This is a genomic window from Meiothermus sp. CFH 77666 (assembly GCF_017497985.1).
Taxonomy (GTDB): domain Bacteria; phylum Deinococcota; class Deinococci; order Deinococcales; family Thermaceae; genus Meiothermus.
Map to the genome: position 1 here is coordinate 90994 of NZ_JAGDFV010000005.1, position 14030 is coordinate 105023.

A 14030-nucleotide genomic window follows, 5' to 3' on the forward strand; every position below is an offset into this window, starting at 1 on the left:
TCATCCAATCAGGCCGCGCAGGGCCTCGGGGGTGGTGGGGTTCTCCACAAACTTGGTGATGCTGGCCCACCAGCGGCTCTCGCTCCACAGCTCCAACCGGGTGGGCGCGCCCACCACCACCGCATCGTTGGTGTCCTCGAGGCCCGCAAACTTGCGCAGGGGTGGGGGGATGGTCACCCTCGAGGCGCTATCCATCTGGGTTTTGTGGGCGCCGGAGTACAGGAAGCGCACCAGCTCCTGGGCGGCCCGGTCAATCAGGGGTACGTTTTGCAACTGGCGTTCAATGTTGCTCCAGGCCAGCAGGGGGTACATGTAAAGGCAGCCCTCGAGGCCCCTGGTAATCACCACCCCATCCTCGATAAACGAGCGGAAGGGCTGTGGGATCACAACCCTTCCCTTGTCGTCGAGGCTATACTGGTGTTCACCGAAGGGCATCTTGTTTTCTCCTGTGCAGATTCGGTTTTCAGGCTCGTCTCCCCACGAGCGTTTCCCACCGGAGGTGCTGTTCTGTACAGTAATGTACCACGCATTCCCCACTTTTTACCACCATCTCCCACCTCAGTCCCACTTTTTCCCACCTTGGGAAAGCCAAATGGGCAGAATCCCCACCAAGCTGAAAACGGGCTTTGGTCGGATATACTTTGGCTAACTTATATTGCCCAGGACGTGGAAAAGCCCCTGTATTTTGATTGAGGGGGGCATCGTCTCTAACTCGCTCAGATTGCATGAGGCTAAGGGCCTTAATGCTTGGAGTCGTGCCCTCCAACTGATAGATTCCTGGGGTGGATCGGGCCGGAATCCTTCTCGTCGCGCTCTCGGCCCTGGGATTTGCCACCCTGGGGATCTTTGGCAAGATTGCTTTTGGTCTGGGCTGGTCGTCCTCGGAACTGCTCTCCTGGCGGATGCTGCTGGCTGCCGTATGGGTCTGGGGCTGGCTGCTCTGGCGCGGGGGGTGGCGCTTTCAAATCTCCGAGGCCCTGGCTCCCTTTCTGCTGGGGGCGGTGGGGTATGCGACCCAGACCACCCTCTACTTTGCAGCCCTCGAGCGGCTGCCGGTGGGGGTACTGGTTTTGCTGCTGTATGTTTACCCGGTGTTTGTGGTGCTCCTGGCCTGGCTGCTCGAGCGTGAAAGACCCACCCAGACAGCTTTGCTGGCCATGGGCCTGGCCCTGGTGGGCATCGCCCTGACCACCGATCTCTCCGGGCAGGTGGGGCTTTTGGGGGTGTTGTTGGCCCTGGCCTCCGCTGCCGTGTATGCCACCTATCTGCTGCTGAGCGCACGGGTAAGCCGCGTCAGCGACCCGGTGCGCACTTCGGGCTATGTGTTTGTGGGGGCAGCGCTCTCGTTTACCGCCCTGGCCTGGTTGGATGGTCGGTTTCAAGTGCCTGGTAGCCTGCCGGACTGGGGTCTGCTCCTGGGGATCAGCACCGTTGCCACGGTCTTCCCGGTGGTTCTAATTTTTGTGGGCCTGCGCCGGATTCGTGCCACCCAGGCCTCAATTGTTTCGATGCTCGAGCCCCTTTTTACCATTGCCCTGGGCGTTCTGATCCTGGGGGAGCGCCTGAGCCTGGCCCAACTGCTGGGTGGGGGCCTGGTGTTGCTCTCGGTTGTTATCCTGCAACGGCGCTAAGCTGTTTGCGCTTGGCCGCCAGCGCCCGGGTGGCTTGCTTGTGGCAGGGCTGGCACAGGGTTCGCAGGTTGCCGGGCGCATGGGTGCCGCCCTCCACCACCGGACGGATGTGGTCCGCCTCCCACAGGTCTGAGGGGGCCTTCCAGGCTTTGCGGGGCCGCCAGCTCCTGGGCAGCTCGGGCAAAAAGCCATGAAAGCCCCGCTCGGTAAGCTGCTGGGTCAGTTGGGCGTACTGCAAAGCCAGCAAACGGTACGCCTCGAGGTGGTACAGATTCGGGTGAAGCCGGTTTTCGCGTCCAATTTGCACCGCCGCCTTCCACAGTTTCATCAGAGCGCTTTTGAGGGGGCGGGTGTCGGTACCACAGACCTGGCAAACGCCTTTCTCGCGCTTTCGCAAATGCTGCCGGGCATAGCTCCAGTGGGCCTGTAGGCGGTACTGGTGCACGCACGTGTCGCTGCACCAGGTCCGCCGACCCGGAGGCACCTCGTTGTTGCAGTGCACATAACGGCACAGCCTGCGCCCGTTGGGGCCGCGCTCTTCGTGTGGGCGCAAAAGCTCCTTGCCGATAAGGCGGCGGTTCATAGCTGGGATTGTACCGCTCCAAACCCTGCCATCTGCGTTGCGGCCTGCCGGGCCAACTCGAGGCTATGAACATGTGCCTGGGTAGTTTTTTTGAGAGGCATCTCTAAGCCCACTCATCTGGCAACACTCCAGGAGCAATCAATGGCGTTGCAGTCGTTGTTTGTAAAAACGCTGGCGAGGGGTCGCCACCATCTCTCCTGGGGGAGAAAGCAAGAGGAACAGATATGGCATGCCACCGCAAAGTTGGGCGAGGAATCTTTGCAAAAATGCCACCCTGAGTTTTTTGGGCTCGCAAAGGGTGGCAACCATTCTTTTGGTGAGGGAAGGGGCGTAAGCCGGGTTCTGTTTCCGCAGCCATCTCTCTGGGATGAGCGTCGCCGCTCACCTCGAGCGTCCCTGCCGCAGGTCGTAGCGAACCGGGTCAGTTCTGCCTGTCGGACTTACGGGACTTGCAGCAGATGGGGTTTGCCTAGCTGCCCCTGTTTCCAGGGGCACTGGTGCGCTCTTACCGCACCGTTTCACCTTGACCGGGTTGCCCCGGCAGTCTGCTTTCTGTTGCACTATTCCGTCGGGTTACCCCGCCCAGCCGTTAGCTGGCATCATGCCCTGTGCTGCCCGGACTTTCCTCTGGTGAAGCACCAGCGGCTGCGCCCCCTTCCCACACTCATATTTTAGCTCAGATAGCCCATTTCGGTAAGGATGGGCCTGGCCCGCAGCAGGGTGATGACATGGGTAGCCTCGTTCAACAGACCCCTGGCGAGCATTTCGTACACCTCGTCCAGGGAAAACTCCACCACCTCGATCAGCTCGCCGTCCTCTGGTTCGGCGGGCCGCACCACCTGGCTGTGCAGGGCAACAAAGGGATGGATGGTAGCGGCCACGATGCCCGCCAGGGGGCGGAAGGGCTGAATTGGAACCAGCGCCCCGGCCTCGGCCCCCAACTCTTCGCGCAACTCGCGCCGGGCACCTTCTTCGGGGGTTTCGCCCGGCTCGGCAGCACCCCCTGGAAGCTCGAAGAAGTATTGGCCCCATACGTGGCGGTACTGATGTACCAGCAGCACGCTACCTTGCTGGGTGATGGGCAAAATGGAGACCCATTGGTGCTGCCCCGGCACGTACATGTACGTTACCTCGCGCCCGTTGTGGGTGCGGAGCCGTTCGCGCACGATAGGGTAGGGGTGCTGGGTGAGGGCCTCGAGGTGCAGCCTCGTCCAGGGGTTGGCCGGCTTAGTCATCTTTGGTTTCAATCTCGCTGTCCAGTGCTTCCCTGGCTTGGCTGGCTGTGCTTTCAAGTTGGGTTAGCCAAGCGTAAATATAGCCCTCGAGGTCTGCACGCTCCTCTGATTCGGGCATGTTGCGCAAGCGGTGGCGCAACTCGAGGTACTTGAGGCACTCCTCCTCGAGTTCCTCCAATAAATGTTCGCTGAGGGGCCTGGTGCGGGCACTCATGCTTTATTCCTTTCCGGGTAGCTTGCTTATGTTTAGCGCGAATCCGCTCATGTCGCTCAATGTCCTTCTGCCACTTTTTGATCAAATGCCGATTGGGGAAAGCTTGGGCGAGCTCGAGGGCAATTTTCTCCTGATGTTCTCGAATCACCCTCTCTTCTCCCTCAATGCGCTTCCTGAGCGACTTATTTCTGCCCACCCACCATCCTTTCAACAACCTTCTTCACACGATCCCCCGGCGCTACCGGCCCCAGCGCTTTGGTCACAATTCCAATGGCCGCCATGGGGGACTTAAGCGAGCTAAAATCCACATTGGCCCGTACCCAGGCTTCAATTTCGGCCTCGCTCATCTCCTTCGGCAGATATTTGTCCAGAAAAGCCATCTCAAACGCGTTCTGGTTTTCCTCCGCCGTGACCCGCAGGGCCTTTAGAATCTTCACGGCGTCGGCGTCGGGCAGGGGTCTGCCGTCGCCTTTGCGGTCGATTTCGGCCTTGACCACCCGGGCAAAGTCGCGGCTGGCGGTGTCGCCGCGCTTCATAGCCTCGATAATCTCCTTTTTGATTCCGTCGTAAATAGCGGTGCTCATGCCCATAGTCTAGCCGGCCCTGGGTTCTCACACCGTTGTAAAGGTGCCAATGGATGGGCGCTGCGTTTAGGGTTGTAGGGGGCGGGAGCAGGGGGCGAGATTCGTCGAGCTTTGAACAAGTCACCTACTCGGACGCTTTCAGCCTCTGGCGCAGGACTCTCCAGAGCCCAGGTTAGAAGCTGGGTTTATGGAGGGTATGATTTTCCGGTATGCGAGCGCTCTTATCGGTATCAAACAAAACGGGTCTGGTGGAGTTTGCCCAGGGTTTGCTGGACTTGGGTTTTGAGCTGGTCTCTACCGGCGGAACCCACAAAACCTTGCAGTCGGCGGGGCTGTCGGTAACCTATGTCTCCGAAATTACGGGCTTTCCGGAAATTCTGGATGGGCGGGTCAAGACCCTCCACCCCCGCATTCACGCCGGATTGTTGGCAACCAAAAGCCCCCAGCACGAGGCCGAGTTGCAGGCCCACAACCTGACCCGCATAGACCTGCTTTGCGTGAATCTATACCCCTTTCGGGAAACCCTGGCACGGGGGGCTTCTTTTGAGGAGTGCCTCGAGAATATAGACATAGGAGGGCCGGCCATGTTGCGGGCTGCCGCCAAAAACCACGAGGCGGTGCTGCCGGTCTGCGACCCTGCCGATTATGGGGAAGTTTTGGAAGCCTTGTGGGCGGGGATTAGCAGCCAGTTCCGCCGCCGCCTAGCCCACAAAGCCTTTGCCCACACCGCCGCCTACGACGCAGCTATTGCCGAGTTTTTGGCCTACGAGCAGTTCCCCCAAACCAAACTGCTCACCCTCGAGCGCCTGCCGGGGGTTGCGCTTCGATATGGGGAGAACCCCCACCAGCAGGCAGCGCTGTATGCCCTCGAGGGCCAGACCGGGCCGGTACTGCACGCCCAGGTGCGCTCCGGCAAGCCCATGGGCTTCAACAACTACGCCGATGCCGATGCGGCCTGGGCTTTGGTCTCGGAGTTCGAACTGCCGGCGTGTGTAGCGGTCAAGCACGCCAACCCCTGCGGGGTCGCCCTGGCCGATAACCCCAAAACCGCCTGGGAGCGGGCCCGCGATGCCGATACGCTCTCGGTGTTTGGGGGGGTAGTGGCCTTCAACCGCCCGGTGGATCTGGAGACGGCGATGGCGACCCGGGGGACGTTCCTCGAGGTGCTCATCGCCCCCGAGGTCAGCGCCGAGGCCCTGGACTGGTTCCGGGACAAAAAACCCGACCTCCGGGTGCTGGTAGCCGCCCGCCAGGACGCCGACCTGCTGGAGTTTCGCCCCTTGGTGGGGGGCTTTCTGGCCCAGGAACGGGATCTGCGCCGCTGGGAGGAGCTGCACCTGACCTACGTGACCGAGCGAATCCCCACCCCTCAGGAACTGCTCGACCTCAAGTTTGCCTGGTATGTGGGCAAGCACACCCGCTCCAACAATGTGGTGCTGGCCAAAGACGGCGTGACGGTGGGCCTGGGTACGGGCGCGGTCAGCCGCATCTGGGCCGCCGAACGGGCCATTCAGAATGCCGGCGAACGGGCCAGAGGTGCAGTTCTGGCCTCTGAAGCTTTTTTCCCCTTCGACGACGTGGTGCGCGCAGCGGCGGCGGCTGGGGTCACGGCCATTGTGCAGCCCGGTGGAGCCAAACGCGACGCAGAGGTGATTGCGGCCTGTAACGAGCTGGGCGTGGCGATGGTCTTTACGGGCTCGAGGCACTTCAAGCACTGAACCAAAACCGCTCTTCGTTTGCTGGCGGCACGACCAAAAGCGCAGTACCCGGATCAAGAGCAAGCCGGGATATCGGCTTCATTAGCGCCAATCCTTGTAAGTTCAACGCAGCACCTTGACGCTTACGGATTGCCACATTGATTTTGAGAATGGCTCTGGGTGAGCAGCAAAACGCGTTGTGGAAGCACTGCAAGGCTCGGCCACACATGGCAACTGCTACTTGGATAATATCTTCATGAGCATTTTATCGTGAAGATAAGCACATAATGCTGTATCGGGTCTAGGGCGTGGTTTGTACCACAGGCCTCATGCGGCTGCGAAAAACCAGGCCCACCCCCAGAAGCACCAGGGCCGCGCCCACCCAGGTCCAAACCCCCAGGGGTTCTCGCAAAAAGGCCCAGCCCAGCAGCAATGCAATCACCGGGTTTACGTAGGCATAGGTGGTGACCAGGCTCAGGGGCAATAGCCGCACTGCAAAAATGTATGAGGTATAGGCAATCAGGGAGCCAAAGACAATCAGGTAGAGATTGGCCGCCCAGCCCAGGAGCGTAGCGCTGTTCCATTGCTCGGCCAGCAACAGCGAAAGGAGCAGGAACCCCACCCCACCAAATAGCTGTTGGAACCCCGAAATGACCACGGGTTCCAGCCGGGGGCTTTGGCGCTGGATGTAAATGGTGCCACTGGCCCACATAAGCGGGGAGATGAGCAGCAGGGCAAAGGCCAGCAGGTTGGTGGGGGTGCCTTCACCCAGTTTGGGGAGATTCAACGCCAGGATACCCAGCAAACCAATCAAAAGGCCCAGCATCAAGAGCCCAGGGGGCCGCTTGCGGTCCAGCAAGCCCTCCAGCGTGGCGGCCCAGATCGGCGCGGTGGAAATCATCAGCGCTACATAGCCGGAAGGCACGTACTGGGTGGCGATCAGAATCAGGCCATTGCCGCCCAGCCACAGCATCAGCCCCGAGAGGGCCAGCATTCGTACCTCTGCCCAGGTTAGCCGCACCCGGAAGCGCTGCCAGACCGCAAACCCCAGCAGCAGCAAGGAGGCCGGAATAAAGCGGGTGGCCCCCATCCAGAACGGTTCAAAGCCGTTGATGAGGCCAAGCTTGAAGGCCAGATAGGTGCTGCTCCAGACCAGATAAACCACCAGCAGGTGGAATAGGCCAGCGCGGGAGAGGGGCATGTTGGGTCTGGAAAGGAAGCTGCAAGCTCAGGTTCTTTAGAACAGGGATTCCTGCTGGATGGTTTTGATCTCCACGCCCTGCTTGGGGCCGAGCTGGTCGAGGGTTTTTTTGACCAGTTGGATGTCTTGCCAGGTCAGGTGTTTGGGGCTGCCGGGCTCGCGGGAGGGGTTTCGCAGCAGATAGGCCGGATGAAACATGGGGAAGATCTGGATGCCCTGCCACTCGAAAAACTTGCCCCGCAACTTGGTGATGGGGAGCTTCTCGCCGGCGAAGAACTCGAGCGCCGTAGCACCCAGCGGAATGATGATCTGGGGCTTGATAAGCTGGATTTGCTTGAGGAGCCAGAGCGAGGTACAGGTTTTGGCCTCGAGGGGCTCGGGTACGCGGTTTCCCGGTGGGCGACACTTGACGATGTTGGCAATATAGATGCTCTGGCGGGGAATTCCGGCGGCCTCGAGGATTTTGTCCAGCAGTTGTCCGCTGCGCCCCACAAAAGGCCGCCCCTGCAAATCTTCGTCCTCGCCGGGGCCTTCGCCCACAATCATCAGCTTGGCATCCGGGTTGCCTTCGCCGAAAACCACGTGGGTTCGGCTTTTGGACAGGCCACAGGCCACACAGGCTCTGGCTTGGGCAGCTAGGAGTTCCAGATTCATAAGCAGTGTTTTAGACGTAAACCAACCACAACAGGACGAGCCTGTACCCTGTCCCCCGTTTTCTGTTCACTCTACTGTACGGGTTTGCGCGCTTTACGGGCCTCCCGGCGAACCTTGGGGTCGAGGCCAATCATCAGGAAGAAGTTCTCGAGGGCATTCTCCTGTCCTTTGATCTCGGGGTGGGCATCTTCCGCTGTCCCGGTTACGAAGGGTAGTTCCTGATACAACTGCAGAGCCTGGCTGACTACTGCATCGGGGCCTTCGGCCTCAGCTACCTCGGCCAGTTTGGCATAAATTTCACGCCGGGCTTCGGCATGCTGGCGGAAGATATCGGGGTTCGGTGTCTCCGGCGCCCGAAGAACATCCTGCTTGGCAATGCGGCGATAGTGTTTGAGGCCGCGCACAATTTCCTCGGTGGAGAGTGTCACCTTGTACTCCATCCTTGCTCCTTTCAACGCAGAACCCCTGGGGATTAGGGTTGATCTTACCAATGCGATTATAGGATTCATAAAAATAGGGTGTCAACGCAATATTGTTTGTAAGCAATCTGAATCAGTTGTAGTGATGTGCTCTGGTCTTGAGTGCTCTGGCGAGATGTGTTTGGGGGCGGCGCCTGACCTGAGTCGCTAGCCAGGTTCGGAAGCTTTGGATGCAGCCCCCTCATCCGGCAACGCCGGTTCATCATCAGAAGTTTCCGATCCGGTAAAAGGAGTGCCGGGCTGAACGGAGGTGTCGCCACCCTGTCCTACAGGGGAGAGGGAAAGGGGTAAAACTACAAAAGCCTGAACGCTGGCCGATGTTTTACAGCAATCAAAGACGATCGGTACTCTATACTACGGGTTATGGAAAGCCTGGGGCACTACTTGTTACGGGGGCGTATTGCGCTGCCGGGGGGAAGTGCGACAGAGGTGTATGAAGGGCAGGATATACGAACCGGCATCGAGGTGTTGGCCTTCAAGTCTTTGCCTGAAGAACCACCCAAACTATCCATACCCCACACCCTCTCCTGGATAGACCGGGAAGAGGATGCCTGGATTGCCGAGATTCCCGTGGGAGCGGTGCAGACCTCCTGGCTGGCGGGGCGGGTCGAGTTAGCCCGCCTGGTGCAGTGGGTCAGGCAACTGCTAGGGGTGCTGAAACAGGCCCAGGAGAACGATATTCCTGTTGGATACATTATCCCTGAGCTGATCTGGGCCAGGGGCAGCCGGGTATGGCTGGGTGGGGTGGGGGTGGCCAACCCTGAGCAGAAGTGGGATTTTGTGGGTTTGCTGAACACGGTCAGGGTGCTGGCGGGGGATGCCTACCCGGCCCTGCCCTGGAGAGAGGCCCTGGAAAACTATGTCACGGGCCAGCTCGACTATGCAGCCTTAATGGAGCAGCTCGAGGCTGCCGCCAATCAGTTGCCACCAGTGTCGGTGGACACCCCAGTGGTGTCGGCGTCCCCCGAACCCGCCCCTGAACCCATGCCCTCCAAACCAGCGACCAGCAAAAGCTTGAAGGTGCAGGTGAGCGAACCAACGGTGCCCCAACCGACCACTACCCCACCCCGCCGGATTCGCATTGAGGAACGCCTCGAGCCCTCCTTCGAGGTGCTCGAGCCACCGCCTGCCAGCCGCCGGACATTTTTGCTCTGGCTCTTAATTGTTCCGCTTTTGTTACTGGCCGGGGGGATTGGCTTATGGTTGCGCTCGAGGACGCCACCATCGGGACAAACCACAGTTTATCCGGTTGAGTTTCGCCTGCAGCCCCCCGGCCCCAGTGCCAGTATTGTGCTGCTGGAAATTCCCGAAGGTTCCAAAATGCCGCTCAACACTGAAATTGCTCAGCTCCCCGGACGGGTAGACTTCGACAAACCCGGTGTCTACCGCATTCGTGTGCGGGTGCAGGGCCGGGCCCCGGTGGAATCGCTGATCGAGGTGCCCAACCCCGGCGGAGTAACCATAAGTCTGCGGTAGAGGTCAACCAGGTTATACCTGCTGTCAGGTGGGCAAACAGGCTTTTGACCTCTGACCCTCGACGCTCACTTACCCTGGCCTTATGCTGCTGGCATGAGTGTGGTTATCCTCGACTATGGCTCCCAGTACACCCGCCTGATTGCCCGCCGCATCCGCGAGTTGCGAGCCTATTCGGTCATACTGCCGGGAACTGCCAGCCTGGAGCGCATCCAGGCCGAAAATCCCCAGGCCCTGATTCTTTCGGGGGGGCCGGCCTCGGTGTTCGACCCTGCCAGCCCCAAACCTGCGCCGGGGGTGCTCGAGCAGGGCTGGCCCACCCTGGGCATCTGCTATGGCATGCAGTACCTGGCTCAACACTATGGCGGCAAGGTCGAGCGAGCCGGACGGCGTGAGTATGGCAAGGCCAACCTGGTCTTTCACGACGGCCCGCTTTTTGCAGGACTGGAGGGCGAATTGCAGATGTGGATGTCGCACTCCGACGCCGTAACCGAGTTGCCCGAAGGCTGGCGTGTGATTGCCAGAACCGACGAAAACCCAGTAGCAGGCATTGCGGCGCCGGACGGGCGCACCTTTGGCGTACAGTTCCACCCCGAGGTGGTGCACAGCCCCAAGGGAATGCAGGTACTGGAGAATTTCCTCGAGCTGGCCGGAGTAGAGCGCGACTGGACGGCAGAGCATACCCTGGACAACCTGATCGCCGAGATTCGCGCCAAAGTAGGCAACGACAAGGTGATGCTGGCCGTGTCGGGGGGGGTGGATTCCTCCACCCTGGCCCTGCTGCTTTCGCGGGCCATTGGCGACCAGCTCACGGCGGTGTTTGTGGATCATGGCTTGCTGCGCCTGGGCGAACGCCTCGAGGTCGAGCAGGCCCTGCGTCCTTTAGGGAAGGCCTTGCGGGTGGTGGATGCCTCGGAGCAGTTCTTGTCGGCCTTGCAGGGGGTGTCCGACCCCGAACAGAAGCGCAAAATTGTAGGACGGGAGTTTATCCGGGTCTTTGAGCGTGAGGCCCGGCAGTTGTCCGCTCAAGGCTATCGGTGGCTGGCCCAGGGGACGCTTTACCCCGATGTGATCGAGTCGGCGGGCAGTGGCGAGGGCAGCGCCAACATCAAGAGCCACCACAACGTGGGGGGGTTGCCCGAGGACTTGAAATTTGAGCTGCTCGAGCCCTTCCGCTACCTGTTCAAAGACGAAGTGCGCGAACTGGCCTTGCTGCTGGGCCTGCCCGAACCTATTCGCATGCGCCATCCCTTTCCGGGGCCGGGTCTCTCCATTCGCATTCTGGGGGAAGTCACCCCCCAGAAGCTGGACATTTTGCGCCGCGCCGACGATATTTTTATCTCGGGTTTGCGCGACTGGAACCTCTACGACCAGGTTTCGCAGGCCGCGGCCATCCTGACGCCCATGCAGAGCGTAGGGGTGATTGGGGATGAACGCAGCTACGGCTACGTGCTGGGTTTGCGGGCGGTGTCCACGGTGGACTTTATGACCGCCGACTGGGCCCGTTTGCCGCTGGATTTTCTGGACGAAGTGGCCCGCAAAATTACCCGCCAGGTGCCGGAGATCGGGCGGGTGGTTTACGACATTACCAGTAAGCCCCCGGCCACCATCGAGTGGGAGTAGAGCATTTTCCACGAGCCGAGTATGGCCGGGACGACCCCCATCGGGACACACCTCCACTGGCAAATGAGGTGGGCAAAGCCCTCACCGGTTTCCACGTTCTGGGTGCATTGGCGAGTTGGGTTTCGAGTTTCCCGGCGGCCATTGTTCTGTCCAGGACAGGGCTTTTTTGAGGTCGGATGACTCAGAATATTTGAAGAACGCCCTGGACGCGCTTGCACCAGTACGGTGGTTTGGCCATGTAGGATTCCTCGCTCCAGCACGGGCATCGAATGGGGGAGATGCGGATCCGAATCAAGACAGTAAACCTTCCCCGATGCAGGGAAGGTCAAAACGCGATAGAGTGCGTCAGGCCGAGCGGGCTTTGGTGGCGGTTTTGCGTTGCTGCTCGCGGGTCTTGTACCAGACCACCAGGGCCGAGACCACATAGATGGAGGAGTAGGTTCCCACGATAAAGCCCACGAATATGGCCAGGGAAAAGTCGCGCAAAACTGGACCACCCAGGAACAGCAGGGCCAGGACAGGAAGCATGGTTGAAAGCGAGGTCATGAGGGTGCGCGAGAGGGTCTGGTTGATGGAGGCGTTGACGATCTCGTAGTAGCTGTGTCCGCGCATCAGTTTGAGGTTTTCGCGGATGCGGTCAGAGATGATAACTGAGTCGTTGATTGAGAAGCCCACAATGGTGAGCAGGACGGCCACCGTCGGGATGGAGAACTCGAGCCCCAGCAAACTGTACATCCCGGCCACAATCGCTACGTCGTGCCCCACCGCAATTACGCTGGCTACCCCGAACACCCAGTCGAAGCGGAACGCCACATAAATCAAAATGAGCGCCAAGCCCACCAGTACGGCCAGAATGGTGTTCTGGCGCAACTCGGCCCCGATGGCCGGGCCTACCGTTTCGGACTGGAGGATGGTTGCTTGTAAGCCTTCCTGGAACTTTTTCTCGAGTTCGATGCGCTGCTCTTCGCTCAGCTGTCGCACCCGCACCGAAAACTCGTTGCCGCTGACGCTGGAAAGCGAGGTGATGACCGACTCGGCCCCGCGTATTTCGGCAATCCCGGCATTGTCCAGGAAGCTGCGTATCTGATCGGCCCGGGTGCTGTCGGGTACCCGGATGGTAAAGGCGGTGCCGCCGGTAAAGTCAATGCCGAAGTTGAAGCCCTTGGTTAGCACAATGCCTGCTGCAATAACCGCCAGCCCCAGCGAAGCGGCGGTCACGTAGCGAGAAATGCCCAGGAAGTTGATTTTGGTGCCCCACAGCCAATAGGGGGGTTTGACCTCGCGGCGGTCACCGATGGTCTCCAGGAGCCAGCGGCTAAAGACCAGGTTGGAGAAGACCGAGGTCACCACCCCCAGCGCCAGCATCACCGCAAAGCCCCGCACCGGCCCGGTGCTGTACTGGTAGAGCGCGGCTGCGGCCAGCAGGTGGCACATGTTTACGTCCAGAATGGTGATGATGGAATGGGAGAAGCCACCCGGAATGGCCTGGCGGAACTTCTTACCCATCTTGAGCTCTTCCTTGATGCGCTCGAAGGAAAGCACGTTCCCGTCCACCGCGGCGCCCAGGGTCAGAATCAGACCGGCAATGCCCGGCAGGGTGAGGGTAGCCCCCAGCATGGAAATGGAGGCCAGCAGCAGGATGGAGGTATAAATCAGGCCCAGTGCGGCAACCAACCCCATCCAGAAACCGTAGTAGGCGAAGATCAGGACAAACAGCAAGACCGTGCCGATGATGCCGGCTTGAATACCGGCATTGATGGCGTCCTGACCCAGGGTGGGGCCAATGGCGCGGGTCTCGGCCACTTCCAGTTTCACCGGCAGTGAGCCGGAGCGTAGCACCAGGGCGATGTCGGAGGCTTCCTGGACGCCCGAAAGCCCTTCGATAACGGCTCGCCCACCCGCAATGGCCTGGCGGATGTTGGGGGCGGTAAAAACCTTGTCGTCCAGCACCACTGCTAGCTGCCGGCCTACATTGGCCCGGGTGGCCTCCTCGAATTTTTTGGCCCCTTCGGGGGTAAACTCCATGTCTACCTGCGGACGACCAAACTGATCGAAGGAGGCGTTGGCGGTGCGGAGGTCGGTTCCGGTGAGCAAAGCTGGCCCCAGGTCTTGGAGCTTGTACAGGTTTTTCTCGAGTTCGGCGCGGCGAGCGGCCAGCGCAGCGCCCGTCAGGCCGGAATTGCGCAGCTCTTCATTAATCTGAGCAACCGTGGTGCCAGTCGCCCCCTGGTTGACGATGCGAAACTCGAGCCTGGCGGTCTGACCAATCAGGCTGAGGGCGCGTTGCTGCTGATCCTGCTTCAGGCCCGGCAGCTCCACGATGATTCGGTCGTTGCCCTGCACCTGCACCAGGGGCTCTGCCACCCCAATCGCGTTGACCCGGTTTTCGATTACGGTACGGGCCACGTCCAGTTCGGTTTTGGCAACCGACGGGTCGGGGTTGGGGTTCACTGCCTTCAGGGTGATGCGCAGGCCCCCTTGCAGGTCGAGGCCCAGGCGAATCAGGCCGTCGCGGGGTAGCAAAGGGTTTTGCGGGTTGCGGGCTTCCCAGGGGCGGAAAAGCCCCACCATGGCTGCTATGAGCAGCCCAATTAGAAAAACAGATTTCCACAAGCGATTAGTCATATTGGTTCCTAATCAAAGGGTTGGGGGTCGA

General features: G+C 60.3%; 13 protein-coding genes and 1 other RNA gene. 4 read left to right on the forward strand and 10 right to left on the reverse strand.

Translation table 11 applies throughout. The features are described from left to right. On the reverse strand, positions 1–435 hold the full coding sequence (gene mraZ / locus J3L12_RS04295) for a division/cell wall cluster transcriptional repressor MraZ (RefSeq protein WP_208013810.1): 435 nt from the start codon (positions 433–435) through the stop codon (positions 1–3). A gap of 347 nt (positions 436–782) precedes the next feature. On the opposite strand from mraZ, the gene J3L12_RS17060 reads away from it, so the two are divergent. Further along, complete coding sequence (locus J3L12_RS17060; RefSeq protein ID WP_208013811.1) at positions 783–1631, forward strand: DMT family transporter; 849 nt, start codon at positions 783–785, stop codon at positions 1629–1631. Here the strand turns inward: J3L12_RS17060 and J3L12_RS04305 are convergent. The 5 genes from J3L12_RS04305 to J3L12_RS04325 all read right to left on the reverse strand — a co-directional run bounded on the left by J3L12_RS04305 (position 1612) and on the right by J3L12_RS04325 (position 4247). Continuing rightward, positions 1612–2214, reverse strand: coding sequence for an HNH endonuclease signature motif containing protein (locus J3L12_RS04305; RefSeq protein WP_208013812.1), 603 nt, complete (start codon positions 2212–2214; stop codon positions 1612–1614). The genes J3L12_RS17060 and J3L12_RS04305 overlap by 20 nt on opposite strands. A 315-nt stretch (positions 2215–2529) precedes the next feature. Further along, positions 2530–2875: RNase P RNA component class A (gene rnpB, locus J3L12_RS04310), an RNA gene on the reverse strand. A 10-nt stretch (positions 2876–2885) separates the two neighbouring features. After that, positions 2886–3449, reverse strand: coding sequence for an NUDIX hydrolase (locus J3L12_RS04315; protein ID WP_208013813.1), 564 nt, complete (start codon positions 3447–3449; stop codon positions 2886–2888). Next, the gene (locus tag J3L12_RS04320) at positions 3442–3663 is read right to left on the reverse strand and encodes a hypothetical protein (protein ID WP_208013814.1); all 222 of its coding nucleotides are present in this window, start codon (positions 3661–3663) and stop codon (positions 3442–3444) included. The genes J3L12_RS04315 and J3L12_RS04320 overlap by 8 nt, the downstream gene beginning before the upstream one ends. A gap of 182 nt (positions 3664–3845) precedes the next feature. Continuing rightward, on the reverse strand, positions 3846–4247 hold the full coding sequence (locus tag J3L12_RS04325; protein ID WP_208013815.1) for a GatB/YqeY domain-containing protein: 402 nt from the start codon (positions 4245–4247) through the stop codon (positions 3846–3848). Positions 4248–4456: 209 nt separating this feature from the next. Here J3L12_RS04325 and purH point away from each other — a divergent pair, with 209 nt between their 5' ends. Further along, positions 4457–5965, forward strand: a complete 1509-nt coding sequence (gene purH / locus J3L12_RS04330; RefSeq protein WP_208013816.1) for a bifunctional phosphoribosylaminoimidazolecarboxamide formyltransferase/IMP cyclohydrolase — start codon at positions 4457–4459, stop codon at positions 5963–5965. Between the two features lie 280 nt (positions 5966–6245). Here purH and J3L12_RS04335 read toward each other — a convergent pair whose 3' ends face one another. The 3 genes from J3L12_RS04335 to J3L12_RS04345 all read right to left on the reverse strand — a co-directional run bounded on the left by J3L12_RS04335 (position 6246) and on the right by J3L12_RS04345 (position 8239). Next, positions 6246–7145: an EamA family transporter gene (locus J3L12_RS04335; RefSeq protein WP_208013817.1), complete on the reverse strand. Its 900-nt coding sequence runs from the start codon at positions 7143–7145 to the stop codon at positions 6246–6248. 36 nt (positions 7146–7181) lie between these two features. Next, entirely contained in the window at positions 7182–7799 is a 618-nt protein-coding gene (locus tag J3L12_RS04340; RefSeq protein ID WP_208013818.1) for a uracil-DNA glycosylase, read from the reverse strand. Between the two features lie 71 nt (positions 7800–7870). Continuing rightward, on the reverse strand, positions 7871–8239 hold the full coding sequence (locus J3L12_RS04345) for a hypothetical protein (RefSeq protein ID WP_208013819.1): 369 nt from the start codon (positions 8237–8239) through the stop codon (positions 7871–7873). Positions 8240–8641: 402 nt separating this feature from the next. Between J3L12_RS04345 and J3L12_RS04350 the strand changes: the two genes are divergently transcribed. Beyond that, positions 8642–9754, forward strand: coding sequence for a hypothetical protein (locus J3L12_RS04350; RefSeq protein WP_208013820.1), 1113 nt, complete (start codon positions 8642–8644; stop codon positions 9752–9754). Positions 9755–9847: 93 nt separating this feature from the next. Further along, on the forward strand, positions 9848–11374 hold the full coding sequence (guaA, locus tag J3L12_RS04355; RefSeq protein ID WP_208013821.1) for a glutamine-hydrolyzing GMP synthase: 1527 nt from the start codon (positions 9848–9850) through the stop codon (positions 11372–11374). A gap of 345 nt (positions 11375–11719) precedes the next feature. On the opposite strand, the gene secD is transcribed toward guaA, so the two are convergent. Then, positions 11720–13999, reverse strand: a complete 2280-nt coding sequence (secD, locus tag J3L12_RS04360) for a protein translocase subunit SecD (protein WP_208013822.1) — start codon at positions 13997–13999, stop codon at positions 11720–11722. Positions 14000–14030: the final 31 nt, after the last annotated feature.

Coding starts and splice junctions, on each gene's coding strand:
- mraZ (WP_208013810.1), bottom strand. CDS start 435: ATGCCCTTCGGTGAACACCAGTATAGCCTCGACGACAAGGGAAGGGTT.
- J3L12_RS04305 (WP_208013812.1), bottom strand. CDS start 2,214: ATGAACCGCCGCCTTATCGGCAAGGAGCTTTTGCGCCCACACGAAGAG.
- J3L12_RS04315 (WP_208013813.1), bottom strand. CDS start 3,449: ATGACTAAGCCGGCCAACCCCTGGACGAGGCTGCACCTCGAGGCCCTC.
- J3L12_RS04320 (WP_208013814.1), bottom strand. CDS start 3,663: ATGAGTGCCCGCACCAGGCCCCTCAGCGAACATTTATTGGAGGAACTC.
- J3L12_RS04325 (WP_208013815.1), bottom strand. CDS start 4,247: ATGAGCACCGCTATTTACGACGGAATCAAAAAGGAGATTATCGAGGCT.
- purH (WP_208013816.1), top strand. CDS start 4,457: ATGCGAGCGCTCTTATCGGTATCAAACAAAACGGGTCTGGTGGAGTTT.
- J3L12_RS04335 (WP_208013817.1), bottom strand. CDS start 7,145: ATGCCCCTCTCCCGCGCTGGCCTATTCCACCTGCTGGTGGTTTATCTG.
- J3L12_RS04340 (WP_208013818.1), bottom strand. CDS start 7,799: ATGAATCTGGAACTCCTAGCTGCCCAAGCCAGAGCCTGTGTGGCCTGT.
- J3L12_RS04345 (WP_208013819.1), bottom strand. CDS start 8,239: ATGGAGTACAAGGTGACACTCTCCACCGAGGAAATTGTGCGCGGCCTC.
- J3L12_RS04350 (WP_208013820.1), top strand. CDS start 8,642: ATGGAAAGCCTGGGGCACTACTTGTTACGGGGGCGTATTGCGCTGCCG.
- guaA (WP_208013821.1), top strand. CDS start 9,848: ATGAGTGTGGTTATCCTCGACTATGGCTCCCAGTACACCCGCCTGATT.
- secD (WP_208013822.1), bottom strand. CDS start 13,999: ATGACTAATCGCTTGTGGAAATCTGTTTTTCTAATTGGGCTGCTCATA.